At 41.2% G+C, this 20,963-nt stretch carries 24 protein-coding genes and 1 pseudogene; 20 read left to right on the forward strand and 5 right to left on the reverse strand.

The genetic code is table 11. From position 1 onward, the window contains the following. Positions 1-14 precede the first annotated feature (14 nt). Both MTCD1_RS06485 and MTCD1_RS06490 read right to left on the reverse strand, forming a co-directional pair. Complete coding sequence (locus MTCD1_RS06485) at positions 15-512, reverse strand: nuclear transport factor 2 family protein (protein WP_057179766.1); 498 nt, start codon at positions 510-512, stop codon at positions 15-17. A gap of 14 nt (positions 513-526) precedes the next feature. Continuing rightward, complete coding sequence (locus MTCD1_RS06490) at positions 527-1,489, reverse strand: bifunctional GNAT family N-acetyltransferase/hotdog fold thioesterase (protein WP_082606409.1); 963 nt, start codon at positions 1,487-1,489, stop codon at positions 527-529. A 40-nt stretch (positions 1,490-1,529) separates the two neighbouring features. Between MTCD1_RS06490 and MTCD1_RS06495 the strand changes: the two genes are divergently transcribed. After that, positions 1,530-2,291: a class I SAM-dependent methyltransferase gene (locus tag MTCD1_RS06495; RefSeq protein ID WP_057179765.1), complete on the forward strand. Its 762-nt coding sequence runs from the start codon at positions 1,530-1,532 to the stop codon at positions 2,289-2,291. A 125-nt stretch (positions 2,292-2,416) separates the two neighbouring features. On the opposite strand, the gene fusA is transcribed toward MTCD1_RS06495, so the two are convergent. Beyond that, positions 2,417-4,519 carry an elongation factor G gene (gene fusA / locus MTCD1_RS06500; RefSeq protein WP_057179764.1) on the reverse strand — a complete coding sequence of 701 codons (2,103 nt, stop codon included), beginning with the start codon at positions 4,517-4,519 and terminating at the stop codon, positions 2,417-2,419. Between the two features lie 396 nt (positions 4,520-4,915). On the opposite strand from fusA, the gene MTCD1_RS06505 reads away from it, so the two are divergent. From MTCD1_RS06505 to MTCD1_RS06570, 14 genes and pseudogenes are all read left to right on the forward strand, one after another. Next, complete coding sequence (locus tag MTCD1_RS06505; protein ID WP_057179763.1) at positions 4,916-5,212, forward strand: hypothetical protein; 297 nt, start codon at positions 4,916-4,918, stop codon at positions 5,210-5,212. 170 nt (positions 5,213-5,382) lie between these two features. Beyond that, a pseudogene (locus tag MTCD1_RS06510) lies at positions 5,383-6,858 on the forward strand (carbon starvation CstA family protein). A 431-nt stretch (positions 6,859-7,289) separates the two neighbouring features. Next, the gene (gene rpsJ, locus MTCD1_RS06515) at positions 7,290-7,601 is read left to right on the forward strand and encodes a 30S ribosomal protein S10 (protein WP_057179762.1); all 312 of its coding nucleotides are present in this window, start codon (positions 7,290-7,292) and stop codon (positions 7,599-7,601) included. Between the two features lie 13 nt (positions 7,602-7,614). Further along, a complete protein-coding gene (rplC, locus tag MTCD1_RS06520; RefSeq protein WP_057179761.1) occupies positions 7,615-8,253 on the forward strand; it encodes a 50S ribosomal protein L3 in 639 nt (212 codons plus the stop codon). 16 nt (positions 8,254-8,269) lie between these two features. Continuing rightward, on the forward strand, positions 8,270-8,875 hold the full coding sequence (gene rplD, locus MTCD1_RS06525; protein WP_057179760.1) for a 50S ribosomal protein L4: 606 nt from the start codon (positions 8,270-8,272) through the stop codon (positions 8,873-8,875). Next, the gene (gene rplW / locus MTCD1_RS06530) at positions 8,872-9,174 is read left to right on the forward strand and encodes a 50S ribosomal protein L23 (protein ID WP_057179759.1); all 303 of its coding nucleotides are present in this window, start codon (positions 8,872-8,874) and stop codon (positions 9,172-9,174) included. Before rplD ends, rplW begins: the two co-directional genes overlap by 4 nt. A 12-nt stretch (positions 9,175-9,186) precedes the next feature. Then, positions 9,187-10,011, forward strand: a complete 825-nt coding sequence (rplB, locus tag MTCD1_RS06535; RefSeq protein WP_057179758.1) for a 50S ribosomal protein L2 — start codon at positions 9,187-9,189, stop codon at positions 10,009-10,011. An 82-nt stretch (positions 10,012-10,093) separates the two neighbouring features. After that, entirely contained in the window at positions 10,094-10,369 is a 276-nt protein-coding gene (gene rpsS / locus MTCD1_RS06540; RefSeq protein ID WP_057179757.1) for a 30S ribosomal protein S19, read from the forward strand. Positions 10,370-10,379: 10 nt separating this feature from the next. Beyond that, positions 10,380-10,712, forward strand: a complete 333-nt coding sequence (gene rplV, locus MTCD1_RS06545; RefSeq protein ID WP_057179756.1) for a 50S ribosomal protein L22 — start codon at positions 10,380-10,382, stop codon at positions 10,710-10,712. 11 nt (positions 10,713-10,723) lie between these two features. Continuing rightward, positions 10,724-11,419, forward strand: coding sequence for a 30S ribosomal protein S3 (gene rpsC / locus MTCD1_RS06550; RefSeq protein ID WP_057179755.1), 696 nt, complete (start codon positions 10,724-10,726; stop codon positions 11,417-11,419). A 12-nt stretch (positions 11,420-11,431) separates the two neighbouring features. Next, on the forward strand, positions 11,432-11,845 hold the full coding sequence (gene rplP, locus MTCD1_RS06555) for a 50S ribosomal protein L16 (RefSeq protein ID WP_057179754.1): 414 nt from the start codon (positions 11,432-11,434) through the stop codon (positions 11,843-11,845). After that, positions 11,845-12,036 (forward strand): 50S ribosomal protein L29, encoded by a 192-nt coding sequence (gene rpmC, locus MTCD1_RS06560; protein WP_057179753.1) that lies wholly within the window; start codon positions 11,845-11,847, stop codon positions 12,034-12,036. The genes rplP and rpmC overlap by 1 nt, the downstream gene beginning before the upstream one ends. Continuing rightward, on the forward strand, positions 12,036-12,287 hold the full coding sequence (gene rpsQ, locus MTCD1_RS06565) for a 30S ribosomal protein S17 (protein ID WP_057179752.1): 252 nt from the start codon (positions 12,036-12,038) through the stop codon (positions 12,285-12,287). The genes rpmC and rpsQ overlap by 1 nt, the downstream gene beginning before the upstream one ends. Positions 12,288-12,542: 255 nt before the next feature. Further along, positions 12,543-13,871: an amidohydrolase gene (locus tag MTCD1_RS06570; protein WP_057179751.1), complete on the forward strand. Its 1,329-nt coding sequence runs from the start codon at positions 12,543-12,545 to the stop codon at positions 13,869-13,871. 71 nt (positions 13,872-13,942) lie between these two features. Here MTCD1_RS06570 and norR read toward each other — a convergent pair whose 3' ends face one another. Beyond that, positions 13,943-15,526, reverse strand: coding sequence for a nitric oxide reductase transcriptional regulator NorR (norR, locus tag MTCD1_RS06575; RefSeq protein ID WP_057179750.1), 1,584 nt, complete (start codon positions 15,524-15,526; stop codon positions 13,943-13,945). Positions 15,527-15,748: 222 nt separating this feature from the next. Between norR and MTCD1_RS06580 the strand changes: the two genes are divergently transcribed. The 4 genes from MTCD1_RS06580 to ppa all read left to right on the forward strand — a co-directional run bounded on the left by MTCD1_RS06580 (position 15,749) and on the right by ppa (position 19,529). Further along, positions 15,749-16,021, forward strand: coding sequence for a hypothetical protein (locus MTCD1_RS06580; RefSeq protein WP_057179749.1), 273 nt, complete (start codon positions 15,749-15,751; stop codon positions 16,019-16,021). 1 nt (position 16,022) lies between these two features. After that, positions 16,023-17,324: an NnrS family protein gene (locus MTCD1_RS06585; protein ID WP_057179748.1), complete on the forward strand. Its 1,302-nt coding sequence runs from the start codon at positions 16,023-16,025 to the stop codon at positions 17,322-17,324. A 56-nt stretch (positions 17,325-17,380) separates the two neighbouring features. After that, complete coding sequence (gene hmpA, locus MTCD1_RS06590; protein ID WP_331456593.1) at positions 17,381-18,634, forward strand: NO-inducible flavohemoprotein; 1,254 nt, start codon at positions 17,381-17,383, stop codon at positions 18,632-18,634. A 364-nt stretch (positions 18,635-18,998) separates the two neighbouring features. Next, a complete protein-coding gene (gene ppa, locus MTCD1_RS06595; RefSeq protein WP_057179746.1) occupies positions 18,999-19,529 on the forward strand; it encodes an inorganic diphosphatase in 531 nt (176 codons plus the stop codon). 108 nt (positions 19,530-19,637) lie between these two features. On the opposite strand, the gene MTCD1_RS06600 is transcribed toward ppa, so the two are convergent. Further along, positions 19,638-19,850, reverse strand: coding sequence for a hypothetical protein (locus tag MTCD1_RS06600; RefSeq protein WP_057179745.1), 213 nt, complete (start codon positions 19,848-19,850; stop codon positions 19,638-19,640). 138 nt (positions 19,851-19,988) lie between these two features. Here MTCD1_RS06600 and MTCD1_RS06605 point away from each other — a divergent pair, with 138 nt between their 5' ends. Next, a complete protein-coding gene (locus MTCD1_RS06605; protein ID WP_057179744.1) occupies positions 19,989-20,207 on the forward strand; it encodes a hypothetical protein in 219 nt (72 codons plus the stop codon). The last annotated feature ends 756 nt before the right edge of the window (positions 20,208-20,963 follow it).

Below are 20,963 nucleotides of genomic sequence, written 5' to 3' on the forward strand. Positions count from 1 at the left end.
TGTACTGGTTATGACTACTTAGGCTGCTCAAAAGCTTTTATTTGTTTAACCAGTGCCTTGGCTAGACCATTAGGCATTGGGATTGATAAATTATATTGAGATATTTTCCAACCTTGCGTTGTTTTGATTAATACCCCTGAGCCACGACAAGTACCATAACTGTCGCTAAACAGTAACTCATCAAAAAAGGCGACTTGTCCGGCTTTTATAACCGTGATATTGCGTTCTATGGGTGTATAGAGCCAGCCTTTCCCTTTGGAAAAATAGGGCACGACAAAAGTCTTAAACTGCTCTTTGCTCCAGCGCTCGCTCGCATCGGTACCCAGAAAAACAGCATCTTGGCTCAATAGATTAAAATAGGGCTTGGCCTGGGCATTCGCTGCTGCTTGATGAAAGTTATTTAATACCTTAGCTATGCTTTGCTCATCAGTGGCGGCAAACGCGTTAACACTCAACAATCCACAAATTAAGCCCCAAAATAGCGCTATAACGAGGCAATAATACTTTTTCATGATTTACTCACTTGTTAACTTTCAAAATCAGTTTCTGGTTTAGGTTTAGGTTTAAGCTCAACTTTAGTTTCAAGATCAGACTTTATTTTAGCTGCTAAAACAGCATAACTAGCGGTAAAGGTCGCGGCAACGTTCTCGCCACTATAAATATGTACCGTTAAATGAATACGAGCATTTTTCCCCTCATCTAATCGAGAGAAGTCAGCCGAGACAGACTCAGCAGAAACTTTTGCATAAGCAAGCCCTGTTATCGGGGCATGGTAGTCAATATTAGCCTTGGCTAGGACAATGTCACCTTTAAGCTGTAGTTGCTGTAACTGCAGGTACACCCAGCCCCAACCCGATAAAGTAGCCAAGGTATAAATACTGCCGGCAAACATAGTGTTATGTAAGTTTTTATTAAAGCTTTTATCACAATGAGTAATCAGTTGCTTACCATCATAATAACTAATTTGAATGTTCATCGCTTTACTGAGCGGAATAGTATCATGCCAAATGTCTTGCAGTACCATTGAGGATGTTAGCTGATGTTTATTAGCCGGGGTTAACGTTTTACTCATGGCAAAGTGCTTAATTTCATCAAACAAAAGGTGTGAAAAACCGTGTGACTGGTAGCCCAGTTTTTGATAAAAAAACAAGGCACTTTCTCTAGCATTTAAAGTCAAGTTGGTAATACCGAGTTTTTGCGCTTGCAGCTCTAGCGCTTTGATAATTTTCCTACCTAAGCCTTGTCCTTGCGCTGCTGGGCTTACAGCCATAAAGCGAATTTGACCACTGAACTGGCTAGACTTTTCTAACCGGCCAACGGCTAGCACCTTATTATTTTCATCGATAACCATACGATGAATACTTTCTTGCTCTAGCTTATCTCGTTCACTGCCTAAGGTTTGCCCCCAAGGTTGGCGCAGTACTTGCCAACGCAACTGATAATATTGCTCAAACTCTAAAGAACTTTTTGGTGACCTACAGACGTTCATTGGCTATTCTTACGCTTATTGATTAAATTTAGGATGGCTTATGCGGTTAGCAAAACATTTAGCCCAAGGTCGCTTAGTGTATTTAAGCCAACAACAAGATGCAATAACGGTCAGTGAAAACGACCATTATCGTTGGATGGCATTTAGTGACGTAGTGCAAAGTGTGATGCACAAACGTAAACCTTGGCAATTAACTCTGCCCCACCAAATTGCCCTGCTTTTACCGCTACTTTTTTTTCGGCCAACCCGCATCATTGAATTGGGTTTAGGTGGTGGTAACCTCACTCGGTTTTTACAGCATTTATCACCCGATATCATGTTGACTACCATAGATCATAGTCAAGGTGTCATTGACAGTTTTGCGCAATATTTTAACCCTGAACATGCTGAACTAGACATAGTTTGTGCTGATGGCATGTCATGGTTAGCGCAGCAGGATGCAAAGACAATGGATTGGATTATTTGTGATGTTTACCAGTCACAAGAATTTGGCTTTGATACTATCGTCAAGCAACTTGAGACACTAACCAGCAAGTTAGACTCACAAGCATGTTTGTCGATTAATTTACCTGACCTTAGCGATAGCGATATTAACTTGTGCCTAACCATATTGCAGCAATTACAGCCAGACCACCATATAACTTACTTTAATATCCCAAACTATCTCAATATTGTGATTCAGTTAACGCCCCAACATTGGCAATTACACCGGTTGATCAAGCGTAATAAACACAGTTACCTGCCTCAAGTGAAATTACAACGCTGGCGAAAATTTTGGCGCCATGGTCAACAGCTCAATTAATGACTTTGTCCTAACGAACCTAGACTTGCTGAGACAAAGCTATTTAATTCAAGCAATAAAAAAGGATGCCGAGGCATCCTTTTTTGTATTAACAGTTATCTTAATTAAAAGCTGTTAATTATTTTCTACTTTCTAGCAGCATCTTTAATTACTTTAGCTGCTTTAACTTCAGCAATGACTTCTTCAGCTACGTTGTTAGGACAAGGCAGGTAGTGAGAGAATTCCATAGAGAATTGACCACGACCTGATGTCATTGTACGTAATGTTCCGATGTAACCGAACATTTCTGAAAGCGGTACGTCAGCTTTAATACGAACACCAGAAACACCAGCAAGTTGATCTTTGATCATGCCACGACGACGGTTTAAATCACCAATAACATCACCAACGTGATTATCAGGCGTAAACACATCAACTTTCATGATAGGTTCGATTAACTGGGCACCAGCTTTTGGAATTGACTGACGGAAAGCACCACGAGCAGCAAGTTCAAAGGCAACAGCAGATGAATCGACCGCATGGAAGCCACCATCATATAATTCAATTTCAACGTCTAATACAGGGAAACCAGCAAGAACACCAGTTTCCATCATGCCTTTGAAGCCTTTCTCGATTGCCGGGAAGAATTCTTTAGGTACATTACCACCAACAACTTTTGAGGTGAATACGAAACCAGAACCAGGTTCACCGGGCTTAATGATGTAATCAATTTTACCGAACTGACCAGAACCACCAGATTGTTTCTTATGGGTATAAGAATCATCAATTTCTTTGGTGATTGTTTCACGGTAAGCAACTTGAGGTTTACCAACTTCTAATTCAACACCGTAGGTACGTTTTAGAATATCTACTTTGATATCTAGGTGAAGTTCACCCATACCAGATAAAATCGTTTCACCTGAATCTTGGTCAGTTTCAACTTTAAAGGTAGGATCTTCTGCAACCATTTTACCGATAGCAATGCCCATTTTCTCCGTTGAACCTTTATCTTTTGGTGTTACAGAAATTGAAATTACCGGCTTAGGGAATACCATAGCTTCTAGGATGATTGGGTTTTTAGGATCACATAATGTGTGACCTGTCTGAACGTTACCTTTCATACCAACAATTGCGATGATATCACCAGCTTGTGCTGAACTAAGTTCAGTACGTTCATCGGCTTGCATTTCACACATACGGCCAACACGCTCAGATTTTCCTGTAAACGAGTTAAGGATGGTATCGCCTTTCTTCAATGTACCTGAATAGATACGGACGAAAGTTAATGTACCAAAACGGTCATCAGTGATTTTGAATGCTAACGCTTTGAATGTTTCATCTACAGAAACGATTGCAAACTCACCATTAGGCTCACCGGCTTCATCAGTAAGTGGTTGTGGATCAACATCTGTAGGTGAAGGCAAGTAATCAATAACAGCATCAAGAATTAATTGAATACCTTTGTTTTTAAATGCCGATGCACCGTAAGTTGGGAAGAAGTCCATAGTACGAGTACCGCTACGGATACACTTTTTGATTTGCTCAATAGTTGGCATTTTGCCTTCCATGTAAGCTTCAAGTAAGTCATCGTCTTGATCTAAAGCAGTTTCGATTAATAGCTCACGGTATTCAGCAGTTTTTTCTACCATATCTGCTGGGATATCAGTGATTTCATAGTTTTCTGGCTCGCCAGAATCATCCCAGATGTAAGCTTTTTCAGAGAGTAAATCAACTAAACCAACGAAATCATCTTCTTCACCAATTGGCAAGGTCATTATTAAAGGGTTAGCACCCAATACGTCTTTAACTTGCTTACAAACACGGTAGAAATCAGCGCCTAAACGGTCTAACTTGTTTACCATGATAATACGAGCAACTTTTGAGTCGTTCGCGTAACGCCAGTTAGTTTCTGATTGTGGCTCAACACCACCGCTACCACAGAAAACGCCAATGCCGCCATCAAGAACTTTTAATGAACGGTAAACTTCCACAGTGAAATCAACGTGACCAGGAGTATCGATAACGTTCAAGCGGTGATCTTTCCAGAAACAAGTTACAGCAGCAGACTGGATAGTAATACCGCGCTCAGCTTCTTGTACCATGAAGTCAGTTGTTGACTCGCCGTCATGTACTTCACCAGTTTTATGAATTTGACCGGTTAATTTAAGGATACGTTCAGTTGTTGTGGTTTTACCCGCATCAACGTGAGCGAAGATACCAATGTTTCTGTATTTGGATAAATCTGCCATTACTTTACTCTAGTTAGTTAATGTCTATTCTGCTTTCTTATACTTATATAGTGCTATAAAAGAATAAATATAAGAAAGCAGAACTGTTGAAAATTTGCGCGCGAGTATACCATTAACAATAGAAAACCCATAGAAGATTGATAAAAAAATTATTAAAGCGGTTGAATTTATTATTATCTAATCTTAGGATACTCGACCTTGCCGATTGTTTTTCAGTCTGAATATTCCCCCCCTTCAAAACTTCTGCTTATATATATAGCAAGTGAATGCTCAAACAAAAGTCTTTTATAAAGATAAATGTAAATCACTGACAGTGATAAAGTCCGTCTTTGGATAAGTTAACTGATAAAGGTTTGTTAAATACCCCTAGTTTCATCAATGGCATTTGGCAGTTAAATGAAAAAAATTCCAGTAAGCAAGTCCGCCTCAAATTCGGTCATTGCGCAAGTCTCCGAGGCGGGAGAAAAAGAAGTTACTCTTGCTATATATAGTGCACCAAATGTCCTTGCCCTTTGCTCAGCAAAAACAGCGAATAAAAGTGAGGTTATTGCTATGGCCAATGTTACTAACTATGGCATTGCCGCCACTGCGTTATCGCCTTTTATGTGGAAGACATTACCAAGGCTCTACCTGGTAAATACCGAACCAGTCGCGGTAGAAGCAATCTCTAAAGATCGACACCCCCTAGTTTAGCTAAAGGTCTAATAGCGAAACACCTTTTAGAGTTTCATAATCAGCTATAGCATTATTTAATCTTCAAATTGTATTGTTTTCAGTAATCCATAATGCTTACCATACCATCGGAAAACTATGTTTCGCTACCAATAAAGTAGTAATTCAACCTTACATCAGGACAACTTGAGATGATTATTTTTTTTATATGTATAACGCTGTTAATTTTAGGATATAAATTTTACAGTCCCTTTGTTGAAAAGCAAGCAGGTATAGATCCTAACGTAAAAACCCCACAAGTACGCTTTGAAGAAGGCGTAGATTATGTTGCCATACACCCGGTGAAAGCCTTTCTCATCCAATTTTTAAATATTGCTGGGGTTGGGCCTATTTTTGGGCCAATTCTTGGTGCTATGTATGGCCCTATTGCCCTAGTTTGGATTGTAGTGGGTAATATTCTTGGCGGCGCCGTCCATGATTATTTCTCTGGTGTCATGAGTATCAAATAAGATGGTAAGAGCCTGCCTGAAATAGCGGGGAAGTATTTTAATATATTCTTCAAAGGCATCATGCTAATTTTTACCGCCATGTTGCTATTTTTTGTTGGCGTTGTTTTTATTATGAGTCCCGCAGGTTTACTGAGTAGTCTAAGCTATTTTGAAGGAACATTTCTTGCTGGCAACACTTTTTGGGTACTGGTTATATTAGGTTATTACTTCCTCGCGACACTACTGCCTATTGATAAAATAATTACTAAGCTCTATCCGTTTTTTGGCGCACTCATGATAGTAATGACGACGCTAATTGCAGTGTCATTATTATTCAACGCGCCGAATTTACCTGTTATGGGTGATTTTCTCGGTTACTTTAATCATCATCACTTTAGTCATGATTTCTTAGAGCCAAATCCTGATGGTTTACCCGTGTGGCCGTTACTCTTTGTTACCATCACTTGTGGAGCTATTAGTGGCTTTCACTCGACTCAAGCCCCTATTATGGCGCGCTGTTTAACCAATGAAAAGTATGTTCGCCCTGTTTATTATGGCGCTATGATGTGTGAAGGTATAGTGGGTTGTGTTTGGGCACTTGCTGGTATTGCCGCTTTCCCTGATGGCTACACTGAACTTAAAGCCATGTTAGATCAAGGTGGGCCAGGCCTAGTCGTTAATCATATTGCCACCAGTTACCTCGGTGCTTTAGGTGGTATTATGGCCATTATTGCTGTTGCGGTGTTCCCTATAACCTCAGGTGATACAGCTTTTAGAGCATTACGCTTAACCATTGTGGATGCTTTTGACATCCCACAAAACATGCGTAACAGACTGTTGTTAGCGGTACCTATTTTAGTGATTGCTTACTTTATGACTAAAATAGATTTCTCACTCATTTGGCGCTACTTTGCTTTTTCAAATATGTTACTTTCAACCAGCGTACTCTGGCTGGCGACTAAGTACTTATTTGACCGTGGCACCTTTCATTGGATAGTCAGTATCCCAGCAGTCATTGGTACCAGTATTACGGTATCGTATATCATGACTACGGCCATTGGTTTTAATTTGCCCGCCAACTATAGCCAATATATAGGTATTGGCGTGGCAATATTACTGTTAACAACCTTAAGCTTTTTACATATTAAACGACAGTCTAAGGTACCGGCTAGCATTTAACTAGGATGAAGCCATCTGTTAGAATAACCTCTAAACAGATGGCTGCTAGAGGAAGAACAAAAATAGCAAAACTGAAAACCGTCATGTTTACCTAGTATTAATAATGGCGTGCCATTCACTCACCGCGAAAGTCAGCCCGTGTTTATCCCCTGCCAGAAAACCCTAGGCAATAATAAACGACAAATAGCTTGCTCATAGTAATATTTCTTGTATAATTCGCGCTCGCATTCAGCCAAATTGAGTGCGCTGTGCTAAAGACTTTTACTCATAGTAATAGCTTATAGCACCAAATAAAGAAGAACTAGATTCTTGTTTATTTCACAGCAGCTCTAATTTTGAGTTGAATGTTTTTTAGTTAATACACCCCCTTCCGGCACATAAGGAAGTAGAGGGTCGTATTTTTTTGTTCTTTAAAAAGGGGATTTGTCTTAATGTCAAATCAAAGAATTCGCATTCGTTTGAAAGCGTTCGATCATCGTTTGATTGATCAATCTACAGCAGAAATCGTTGATACTGCAAAACGTACTGGCGCACAGGTTCGTGGTCCAATTCCACTTCCTACTCGCAAAGAACGTTTCACTATCTTGATTTCTCCACACGTTAACAAAGATGCTCGTGATCAATACGAAATTCGTACTCACAAGCGTTTGATTGATATCGTTGAGCCAACTGAAAAGACTGTAGACGCATTAATGCGTTTAGATCTTGCAGCTGGCGTTGATGTTCAAATCAGCTTGGGCTAAGAGGAGTTTTAACATGACTATAGGTCTAGTTGGACGTAAAGTAGGTATGACTCGCATCTTCACTGAAGATGGCGTATCAGTACCTGTAACCGTTCTAGAAGTTGAAGCGAACCGTGTTGCTCAGGTTAAAACTGTAGCAAACGATGGTTATTCAGCGCTTCAAGTTACTACTGGCAAGCGTAGAGCAAGCCGTGTAACAAAACCAGCAGCTGGTCATTTCGCGAAAGCAGGTATCGAAGCAGGCCGCGGCTTGTGGGAATTCCGCTTAGACGAAAATGAAGGTAGCGACATTAAAGCCGGCAGTGAAATCACTGTTGAGATTTTCAATGACATTAAATTAGTAGACGTAACTGGTACATCGAAAGGTAAAGGTTTCCAAGGCGGTATTAAACGCTGGAACTTTACTATGCAACATGCAACGCATGGTGTTTCGTTAGCACATAGATCTAACGGTTCGTTAGGTCAATGTCAAACACCAGGTCGCGTTTTCAAAGGCAAAAAAATGTCTGGTCATATGGGTGCTGTGCGCGTTACTACACAAAACCTTGAATTGGTTCGCGTTGATATAGAACGTAACTTGCTACTTGTTAAAGGTGCAGTTCCGGGTGCTATCAATGGCAATGTAATCATCAAACCAGCTGTTAAAGCTTAGTCCAGGAGATTTTGTGATGGAATTATCATTAAAAGACGCATCAGGTACTCTTGAAGTATCCGAAGCAACTTTTGGACGTGAGTTTAATGAAGCGTTAGTACACCAAGTAGTAGTTGCTTATGCAGCTGGTGCTCGTCAAGGTACTCGTGCTCAGAAAACTCGCTCAGAAGTTAGTGGCGGTGGCGCAAAACCATGGCGTCAAAAAGGTACAGGCCGTGCTCGTGCCGGTACTACTCGTGGTCCAATCTGGCGTTCTGGTGGCGTAACATTCGCTGCTAAACCTCAAGATCACAGCCAAAAAGTTAACCGTAAAATGTATCGTGGTGCTATCGCTAGCATCCTATCTGAACTAGTTCGTCAAGACCGTTTGATAGTAGTTAACGATTTTTCGGTAGAAACGCCTAAAACTAAAGAACTTGTTGCCAAGTTAAAAGGTTTAGAGCTTAAAGACGTATTGATTGTAACGAAAGACGTTGACGAGAACTTGTTCTTATCAGCACGTAACTTATATAAAGTTGACGTTCGTGACGTTGCAGCAATCGACCCAGTAAGCTTGGTTGGTTTCGCAAAAGTTTTAATGACTGCTGATGCAGTTAAAGAAATTGAGGGGATTTTAGCATGATAAACGAAGAACGTTTGTTAAAAGTGCTTTTAGCACCAAATATTTCTGAAAAAGCAACTACCGCTGCTGAAAAAAACAACACTGTTGTTTTCAAAGTAGCGACAGATGCGACTAAAGCTGAAATCAAAGCGGCCGTAGAGAAACTTTTCGAAGTTTCTGTTGAAGGTGTTCGCACACTTAATGTAAAGGGTAAAGTAAAACGTACTGGATCTCGTTTTGGTCGTCGTAACGACTGGAAAAAAGCCTACGTTACTCTTGCAGAAGGTAGTGACATCGACTTCGTTGGCGCGGAATCATAAGGAGCAGTTAAAATGGCTATAGTAAAATGTAAACCTACTTCTCCGGGTCGTCGTCACCTAGTTAAAGTGGTAAACAAAGAGCTTCATACAGGTAAGCCTTATGCACCATTATTAGACACTAAGTCTAAGACTGGTGGTCGTAACAATAATGGTCGCATTACGGTTCGTCACATTGGTGGTGGTCATAAGCAACATTATCGTATTATTGACTTTAAACGTAATAAAGATGGCATTCCAGCCAAAATAGAACGTTTAGAATACGATCCAAACCGAAGCGCTAACATCGCATTAGTTTTATATGCAGATGGTGAACGTCGTTACATCTTAGCCCCTAAAGGCTTAAGTGCTGGAGATACTATCCTGTCAGGTGTAGATGCTCCTATCAAAGCTGGTAACACTATGCCGCTACGTAACCTACCTTTAGGTAGCGTTATTCATGCAATCGAACTTAAACCAGGTAAAGGTGCGCAAATCGCACGTGCTGCTGGTACTTACGCACAATTAGTGGCGAAAGAAGGTGCTTACGTTACTTTACGTCTTCGCTCTGGCGAAATGCGTAAAGTAGAAGCAGATTGTCGTGCTACTTTAGGTGAGATCGGCAACGCTGAACACATGCTTCGCCAACTTGGTAAAGCTGGTGCTTCACGCTGGCGCGGTGTTCGCCCAACTGTTCGTGGTGTTGCCATGAACCCAGTTGATCACCCACACGGTGGTGGTGAAGGTAAAACATCTGGCGGTCGTCACCCGGTATCACCTTGGGGTGTACCAACTAAGGGTTACAAGACTCGTTCGAACAAACGTACTGATAAATTTATCGTACGTCGTCGTACTAAGTAATTAGTACATTAAATTAATATTCTGATTGCTGGGCTTAGCTTGCTAAGTTCAACATGAAGAATTGAATATATAAGGATTCACCATGCCACGTTCCCTCAAGAAAGGTCCATTTATTGACCTACACTTGTTGACGAAGGTAGAGAAAGCGGTGGAAAGCGGGAATAAAAAGCCAATTAAAACTTGGTCCCGTCGTTCAATGATCATTCCTACAATGATCGGATTGACCATCGCTGTCCATAATGGCCGTCAACACGTCCCTGTATTTGTAACCGAAGAAATGATCGGTCACAAATTAGGAGAATTTGCACCAACTCGTACTTTTCGCGGTCATGTCGCTGATAAGAAAGCGAAGAAATAGGGGAAATTAAATGCAAGCAATAGCTATACATAAATTTGCCCGTGGTTCTGCTCAAAAAGCGCGTTTAGTTGCGGATCAAATCCGTGGCGTAAATGTTGAGAAAGCACTTGAAATTTTAACTTACAGCAACAAGAAAGCTGCTGAATTAGTTAAAAAAGTACTTAACTCAGCTATCGCAAATGCCGAGCATAACGAAGGTGCAGATATTGATGAATTATTCGTTAAAATCATATTGGTTGACGATGGTCCAACAATGAAGCGTATTAGACCTCGTGCGAAAGGCCGTGCCGATCGCATCATTAAGCGCACTAGTCACATTACTGTGATTGTGTCTGATTCTTAGGAGATATTAGTATGGGTCAAAAAGTACATCCTACCGGTATACGCCTAGGGATCACGAAACCTTTCGCGTCTACTTGGTTTGCTACCAGCAAAGATTTTGCTAGTAACTTAGACGGCGACCACAAGGTTCGCGAATATTTAAAAGAAAAGCTTAAGCGCGCTTCACTATCAAAAGTAGTTATCGAACGTCCAGCTAAATCTATCCGCGTAACAATTCACACGGCTCGTCCAGGTGTTGTTATCGGTAAGAAAGGCGAAGATGTAGAGAAACTACGTTTAGCGATTACTAAAATTGCTGGTGTTCCTGCTCAAATCAACATTGCTGAAGTACGTAAGCCAGAAATGGATGCGCAGCTTGTTGCAGACAGCATTGCTAGTCAATTAGAACGTCGTGTTATGTTCCGTCGCGCCATGAAGCGTGCCGTTCAAAACGCTATGCGTCTTGGCGCTAAAGGCATCAAAGTTCAAGTTAGTGGTCGTTTAGGCGGCGCTGATATTGCACGTGCAGAATGGTATCGTGAAGGTCGTGTACCTTTACATACATTACGTGCTGATATCGACTACGCGATTGCGCGTGGCAACACGACTTATGGTGTAATTGGTGTGAAAGTTTGGATCTTTAAAGGTGAAATCATTGGCCCAATGCCATTGCAAGCAGAGCAACCAGCTGCTAAACCTAAAAGAAAAAACAACCGCAAAGCGAAGTAAGAGGAATAAGTAATGTTACAACCAAAACGTACTAAATTCCGTAAGCAATTTAAAATGCGCAACCGTGGTCTTGCACACGTCGGTAGTTCAGTTAGCTTCGGTACTTTCGGTTTAAAATCACTTGAACGTGGTCGTATGACTGCGCGCCAAATTGAAGCCGCTCGTCGTGCCATGACTCGTCATGTAAAACGTCAAGGTAAAATCTGGATACGCGTATTCCCTGATAAGCCAATTACTAAAAAACCTCTTGAGGTTCGTATGGGTAAAGGTAAGGGTTCAGTAGAATATTGGGTTTGCCAAGTTCTTCCTGGTCGTGTTCTTTATGAAATGGAAGGTGTTTCTGAAGAATTAGCACGTGAAGCTTTTGCTTTAGCCGCTGCTAAACTTCCGTTCAAAACTACCTTCGTAACTAGGACGGCATTGTAATGAAAGCAAGCGAACTTAAAGCAAAAAGCATTGAAGAGCTTAACGCTGAATTACTAGAGCTTCTTCGTGAGCAGTTTAACTACCGCATGCAAGCAAGCACTGGTCAATTAGCACAAACTCATTTGATAAAAATCGTACGTCGCAATATTGCACGTGTTAAGACTATCATCACTGAAAAGGCAGGTAAGTAATGAGCGAAGTTAAAATCCGCACAGTACAAGGCGTTGTTATCAGTAACAAGATGGATAAGTCTATCGTTGTAATGATCGAACGTCGCGTTAAGCACCCTATGTACGGTAAATACATCACGCGTTCAACTAAGTTGAAAGCTCATGATGAAACTAACGTATGTAACGAAGGTGATATCGTAACGATTACTGAAGTTGCGCCAATTTCTAAGTCTAAAAACTGGAAATTAGTTGACATAATTACTAAAGCTTAATTAGTATTCGTACTTAATTAACCTTAAATAGTTACCAAAAGACCTTAGCATTTATTTGCTAAGGTCTTTTTTTATGTGTGAAAGAAAGTAAAAGAAATGGTGATAGTTAGTAGAGCTAATTAGCTCTGATGCAATATTCATCGAACAACTTAACAACACCAGCTTAACTGGCAAATATAGGCAGTAAAATATAGCCATTGAAGCCTTCTTTCTATTCAGCTAAGATGATTTTTTAATATATCACTGAGTAATACCATGAAGTATATAGCATTTATAACCTCTGTTTTATGCCTTGCCAGCAGCTCATTAGCTTATGCTGCCACGAATACTGCTAGTACCAATGCTAAGTTAGTGCAAGCTGTCATGCCTGAGTTGATGATGCTATATAAAGATTTACATCAAAGCCCTGAACTCTCTAGTGTCGAATTTAACACCGCAAAAAAGCTTGCCATAAAAGCCCGTGAGTTAGGCTTTTCCGTCACGGAAAATGTCGGTGGTACCGGTGTTGTTGCCGTATTAAAAAATGGTAAAGGCCCGACGGTATTAATTCGCGCGGATATGGATGCACTGCCGATAAAAGAGCAAACTGGTTTAGCCTTTGCTTCCCAGGTTATCACTATTACTGAGGAGGGCTTATCAGCTCATGTTATGCATGCCTGTGGCCATGATACCCATATGACCAGCTGGCTTGGTACCGCAAAGTTACTCAGTGAAAACAAAGAAAATTGGTCCGGTACTTTAGTGATGATTTTACAACCGGCGGAAGAGCGTGGCCGCGGCGCAAAAGCTATGTTAGCGGACGGTTTATATAAACGTTTTCCTAAGCCTGATTATGCCCTAGCCTTTCATAATTCAGCTAGCTTAAAAGCCGGTGTTATTGGTTATACCCCGGGTTTTACCTTTGCTAATGTCGATAGTGTCAATATTGATGTTAAAGGTATTGGTGGTCATGGTGCTTATCCACATCTAACGAAAGACCCTATTGTCTTAGGCGCACGCATTGTGGGCGCATTGCAAACCTTAGTTAGCCGTGAATTAAATCCACAAGACCCTGCGGTAGTCACCGTCGGTAGCTTTCAATCAGGTACTAAGCACAACATTATTTCAGATCAGGCGTTGTTATTATTAACTGTACGTAGCTACTCAGATGCAACACGTCAGACCTTACTTGATGGCATCAAAAGAATAGCTAAAGGGGAAGGCATCGCCATGGGTTTACCTGACGAATTACTGCCAGTAGTGACGGTTAAAGATGAATTTACCCCAGCGACTTATAATGAACCTGAGTTCACAAAAAAAATGGCCGCTTTATTTACTGCCGAGTTAGGTAAAGAGCGCGTTATTGAAGTACCGGCGGTAATGGCGGGTGAAGATTTTGGCCGTTATTATCGCGCAGATACTAGTATCAAAAGCATGATATTTTGGGTCGGCGGAGTACCACACGATAAGTGGCAAGCAGCCCAAGAAACTGGCGAAGCTTTACCCTCCCTACATAGCCCCTTTTGGGCACCCGATGCGAAAAAAGTTATCTCCACGGCCATACGAGCGATGAACAGCGCAGTGTTAACTATTTTGGCTAACTAAAAGTAATAGCTACAAGCAAAATAAGCGACTAGTACGCACAGTTAGTCGCTAGTACTTCTTAGTTTATAACCTTAAACAACTGACTTCAGCACTTTAATATGTAAACGCTTAGCGATGCGATTTAAGTTAGCTCTATCAGTTGATAAACGCCGTGCCGCTGCGGCCCAATTACCCTCTTCTTCTTTAAGTACTCGACTAATCAATTGTCGTTGAAAGTTTTCTGTTTCCACTTTTAACGGAAAATTAGTCTGCTTATCTGCTGACAATGACACGCCATTATCAGCAACAAGCTCAATAGTCGATTCAGTCTCAGTACAAATAAGTGCACCACAATCCGCTGGCTCGATTACGATTATTGCCTTACCACGCTGACGGGCACGCGCCTTTAGCGTTGCCCGACTAACAACATGCTCTAATTCACGGACGTTACCTGGCCAGTCATATTGTGTTAAATGCGCAATCGCTGGTTCGGTAATTTTTAACTGAGTAATGCCGAGCTTGCGTCGTGTTTGTTCGATAAAATATCCTGCCAACAATTGCACATCGCCAACTCTTTCATAAAGACTTGGTACCCTAATGGGGTAGACACTTAACCTATGATACAAGTCGGCACGAAAACGCCCTTGCGCCACTTCTTCTTTTAAGTCTCTATTGGTGGCAGCAATAATACGAACATTCACTTCTTCAACATTGTCTTGGCCGACGGGCTGAATTTCATTACTTTGTATCGCTCTTAATATCTTGCTCTGAGCGGCTAGGGGCAACTCGCCAATTTCATCTAAAAATAAAGTGCCTCCGTCAGCGAGTGAAAATTTACCGGCACGGTTTTTATCAGCACCTGTAAAAGCACCTTTTACATGACCAAATAGCTCACTTTCAATCAAGTTCTCCGGTAAGGCGGCACAATTTACATAAACCATTGGGCCATGTTGACGTAGTGACTTTTGGTGTAAGGTGCGGGCAACTAACTCTTTACCTACGCCAGTGTCACCATAGATTAAGATATTAAAATCAGAGCCGGCAACTATATCTACTTCCTGTTTGAGCTGAGCCATGACGGGACTATCACCAATGAGTTCACCACCATCTCGTTTCCACGCTCCTTCGGTTAACTCTGCGACCACACGTTGTGAATGATCAGCTCTACTTTCAAGTTGCTCCAGTAGCAATGCGGTATGAAGCGTTGCTGCTGCCATGGCCGATATGACCTCAAGGGTACGCACTTCAATATCTTCAAAGTCATGTGGCGTCAAGCTATCTATGGTTAATAAACCCAACAACTTATCATCATAATATAAGGGCAAGCCCATGCATGAATGCACCGGCAAATCGCCAGCGCGGTCAATCAATAGGCCATCATAGGGATCGGGTAACGGTGAGTCGGCGGCAAAACGAATGGGCGATTTTGACTGACAAATAGCGACAAATCTTGGGTGTTCTGCAATATGAAAACGTCGCCCTAAGGTGTCTCGACTTAAGCCTTGTAGCGCGATGGGTTTCAGTACATCGCCATGATAGGAGAGTAATGCCACCGCATCACAAGTAATCGTTTTTCTGACCGTATCTAATAACCGATCAAACCTATCTTTGCTATTTAAGCTAGTCGCAAGGTTCAGTGCTAGCTCAATAATTGCTGTGGATGATATTTGTTTCATGCTAGCACCTGATGATGACGTATTTTCGCTGCAGGGGTTAGCCCCATATAAGTAGTTAAAATAACACATACGAGTCTAAATGACTACGCACATTAAGAGTCATTTAGACTTCATAGCAACAGATTAAATCACAAGCCATTGTATATTAATAATAAAAATAGTTGGCACTGGCTTTGCTATGTAGAAGGTAAGTAAATCAATCAAATCCAAACAGAGACCAGCATGTATTCGCACTTTACCATCGCCCGTCAACTGCCTGATGTAGAAAACGCATTAGGCTGGCAAAAATGTTTAGTCATAGGTAACTACCTTATGTTGATGTCTTTTCTGATTGTAGCGGCAAGTGTCACTATCACCTTTTTTTATGATCAGCACTTTACCATTGCAGCGCAAATTTCGGCCCATATTGCCACTATTGTTTTTGCTGCATTCGTCAAAATTGGCTATGTCTTACGCTGTATTGCTTTACATGGTTTTGGTAACAGGAACTTTTAACATGCTACAGAGCCAAGATTCACCAACGTCGCAATTAACTTATGAACAACAAGAGCCTAGTGCGTTAACATATTTAGTACAACATCCGCTCTTAGACTTACCTTTTAGAAGCTTCTTTTTACTAGCGGTTGCTTGTTCGATGTTTTCCTTAGGAATATGGGCTGGGTATTTTAATGGCTATTTCACTTTTGTCGGTAATGGTATTTCGCCGTTAGCTTGGCATATTCATGAAATGATTTTTGGTTTTGGCGCCACAGTAGCCGTTGGTTTTATTCTCACTGCCGCGCAAACTTGGACCGGCCAGCCCAGTATAAAAGGTTTGCCGGTATTGGCCTTTATTGCCTTATGGTTGCTGGTACGAATCGCCTTAGTCATTAACTTACCTAGCACCATTATCATCGCCATAGTATTACAAAGCTTTTGGTGGCTGGGGGCAATATTTGTCTTTGCTGGTTTAGTGGTGAAAAGCAGCAACCGCCGCAATTACCTATTTATTCCGCTGCTAGCAGTTTTAATGCTGCTTAACATCTCCCTCTTGCTGCTGGATTTTAACGGCCAGCATGAACTTACCCGTCATATTGCTAGCGCCAGTGTTTTAATGTTTTGCTTGTTGATGGGCATTTTAGCAGGCCGAGTTATTCCCTTCTTTACTGTCTCTGGCGCTAAGCTAGAGGCTATCAAAGTACCAAGTTGGCTGACACCATTACTCACTATCACTGCAATTTTAGCTGTACTGGTATTTTTTAGTTCGGCATTTATTGATTTACCCTTTAGTCCGGCTGGCTTAATGATAACGGCCGGACTACTGCACCTTATTAGACAATGTTACTGGCGTAGCTTTGCCACCAGAAATATCGCTTTATTGTGGTCCTTACACTTATCCTATTTTTCTCTTGGCTTAGGGCTGATATTAATGGGCATGAGCTACCTGCCTGCAGGTGGTACTGGCTTTATTCAGCTAGCAATACCCTTTGGCGATGCGCTACATATGATCACCATAGCGGCAATGGGCTTAATGATCTTTGCCATGATGAGCCGAGTATCTCTTGGCCACACCGGCAGAGCATTAACACCGAGTAAGTTAGTCTCTTGGATATTTTTTCTTATTATGATTTCAGCACTGGCGCGAGTGATTCTGCCATCACTGTCATTTTTACCAATATTAGTGAATCAAACACTAGTTGCTTGGAATATTAGTGCCTTAGCTTGGCTAATCGCTGGGATTTTGTTCTTAAAAGTTTACCTAACTATTTTGACCACTAAAAAGTTGAATAAAATAACACCACAAGATAAAGACGGCTAGAAAATAACTAAAAACTGGCCCCTCGAAACACCAAGTAATACAAAGGCATTTAAAACATCCTAGGTCATTTTCCTAGGACTCATTTTTCATTTCAGTTTACCTTAGGAGTAATTATGTTAACTGATAAACATATCGACATTATAAAAAGTACCGTTCCCCTGCTAGAGAATGCTGGCCCCGCTTTAACGGAGCACTTCTATAAACGTCTGTTCAGCCATAACCCAGAGCTGCAAGATATCTTCAATATGGCCAATCAACGCTCAGGCAGGCAGCAAGTGGCTTTGTTTGAAGCCATAGCCGCCTATGCTAAAAACATCGACAATTTAGCGGCGTTAACAACGGCGATAGAGCGAATTGCCCAAAAACATACTAGCTTTAATATTAAAGCACCGCAATACGCCATTGTTGGCCACCACCTGATTGAGACCCTACGTGAGTTAACCGGTGCAGCATTCACTGCTGATGTTGAAGAAGCGTGGACAGCAGCCTATCAATTTTTAGCGCAAATTTTTATTGATAGAGAAGCAGAGCTGTACCAAGAGCGCGCCGAAACATTAGGCGGTTGGCGCGACGCTAGAGCATTCACTGTCATAGAAAAGAAAGTTGAATCTGAATTGGTCACCAGCTTTATTTTTGCCCCCCTAGATAAAAAATCAGTGATTGGCTATCAACCCGGCCAGTACTTAGGTATTGAACTGACTGATACAAACTGGCAGTTTAAAGAAATACGTCAATATTCTTTATCTGATAAAGCTAATCATAAGACTTATCGAATTTCAGTAAAGCGAGAAACTGCTGAAGTTGCCGGCACAATTACCACTGGCATAGTCTCTAATTATTTACATGATCAAATACATATTGGTGATGAAATTAATTTGTACGCGCCAGCAGGAGATTTTTTCTTTACTGACCGTCAAGCGCCTGTAGTGCTACTCTCTGCGGGAGTAGGTATAACCCCCATGCAAGCCATGTTAGAGACACTAGCCCAACAAGGTTATAACAAGTCAGTGCATTATTTACATGCCTGTGAAAATAGCGAACAACATTCTTTCGCAGCCAGAACCACCGAGCTTATTAATGAAAATAATTGGCAGCAGAATATTTGGTATCGTAATGAGGAGGTTGAGCAAGCTCATATTCACCACGGCATGATGGATTTAACTAAGGTAAATTTACCGATTGAACTAGGTAACTTTTACCTTTGTGGCCCTATTGCTTTTATGCAATTTGTTAAACAGCAATTACTAAACTTAGGGGTAGTAGCGACAAATATTCATTATGAAATATTTGGTCCACATGCAGAGCTATAGCAAAAGTTAAACGCTCAAGCTTGACCATACAAGGCAATAACAAAATGAATGCCAGTCAGTGATAAACTGACTGGCATTTTGATTGAAGTGATCTTGGTAAATAGCTTTCAAATCCGATCAAAGCAAGATTATTCAAGCGCTAGCTTATAAAACCTAACCTGTACGTTGTAAGCATCATTTTGCACTGCAAATAAAACATTAACAAAATCGGCAATATAGCTCTGTCGTGAGAAATGGACCGCCCCGTTAGCAGGTCACAAACCACATAGTTTTAGTCAAATTCCTTTACTCGTGAGACCTGACTATACAGCGGCCAATTGTAGGCTATGCTTTTAATTATTAGCTTTGTTTTTAGGTGAGTAATATGAGTTTAAATACTGTGCCCGCAGGGAGGAAGTTGCCTGATGATATTAATGTCATTATTGAAATACCTGCCAATGCCTTACCGATAAAATATGAAGTTGACCAAGATACCGGCGTCTTGTTTGTCGACCGCTTTATGTCTGCACCTATGTATAACCCGTGTAACTATGGTTATATAAATCACACTCTGTCACTCGATGGCGACCCTCTGGATGTCTTAGTACCAACGCCCTACCCTTTACAGCCAGGTTGTGTGATTCGTTGCCGCCCAGTAGCGGTATTAAAAATGACGGATGAATCGGGTGAAGATGCCAAGATAATTGCCGTGCCCCATAATAGCCTTAATGGTGAATATGAAAATATATGCGATGTCAGCGACTTACCTACATTATTGACGGCACAAATCACTATGTTTTTCGAACACTATAAAGATCTTGAGCAAAATAAGTGGGTAAAAATAGAAGGTTGGCAAGACGTTGAACATGCGCGCAAGGAAATACTCACGAGTTACGACCGAGCATTAGCTAAATAAAACGCTATAAAACCTTGATGAAATTTAGCCATAACCAGCCATGGAGCTAGTTAGCCTCGAAAATCATCAACTCGCCAGTGACTTCAAGCAGCTAGTGGTTTAAAGCAGCTAGTGACTTAAGGCAATAATAGCGTTCTCTAAAATATCCTTATCAAAGGTGTAGTTTTTATGATGATATAAAATTTCAACTTGATTGTTTTTTAACACATCGGTTATATCAAACTCATCACCAAAAGCTATTTTCACATTGTCATCACGTAAATGAATATTGGTCTTAGACAAATAATGGCCAATCTCTATTTTATTTCGGTCATATTTCATAGAGCCCCCCATTTAATAATAGTCGCTTAAGTGAAAAACCAATAACAAGAGTGTATATTTTAACTAAGAGCAGGGCAGGAAAAAAAGCCCATAATACACTAAGCTGTATATGAAACACGACACATTAAGGGCACTCAGATGAAAATGAAAGACATTCACAGTGAAATTCAAACGGGTATTATCAATTACCTTTCAGCCCACCCTAATGCTTCAGCATCGGTACAAGGGATATGTAATCAATGGCTTAGCAATGAAAAATATCTCCACAACATTGCCCAAGTTCAAACGGCTGTAGATGGCTTGCTTAATCGAGGCGAAATGCATAAACGTTCAGACTCAGAGGTTTACACCCTGTAGAATTTAACGCTTTGCTTAACAAAATGAAGCAAGGATATCCTAATGGCTGACCATAACTAAACTCTACTGCCATCAGGATCTAACACGCCGCAGAAATATACCGCCGACAGGATTTAATGCTTGGCTTAACAAAATGAAGCAAGGCTATCCTAATGGCTGACCATAACTAAACTCTACTCTATTGCCATCAAGATCTAACACACCACAGAAATATACCGCCGACAGGATTTACGCTTGGCTTAACAAAATGAAGCAAGGCTATCCTAATGGCTGACCATAACTAAACTCTACTCTACTCTACTGCCATCAGGATCTAACACAGCGCAGAAATATACCGCCTACAGGCTTTAACGCTTGGCTTAACCAAATGAAGCAAGGCTATCCTAATGGCTGACCATAACTAAACTCTACTCTACTCTACTCTACTCTACTCTACTGGCATCAGGATCTAACGCAGCGCAGAAATATAACGCCGACAGGATTTAATGCTTGGCTTAACCAAATGAAGCAAGGCTATCCTAATGGCTGACCATAACTCTACTCTACTCTACTGGCATCAGGATCTAACGCAGCGCAGAAATATACCGCCGACAGGATTTAATGCTTGGCTTAACAAAATGAAGCAAGGCTATCCTAATGGCTGACCATAACTAAACTCTACTCTATTGCCATCAGGGTATAACACGCCGCAGAAATATACCGCCGACAGGATTTAATGCTTGGCTTAACAAAATGAAGCAAGGCTATCCTAATGGC

The sequence above is a fragment of the Colwellia marinimaniae genome, from assembly GCF_002207865.1.
In the GTDB taxonomy this organism is placed as follows: Bacteria; Pseudomonadota; Gammaproteobacteria; order Enterobacterales; family Alteromonadaceae; genus Colwellia; species Colwellia marinimaniae.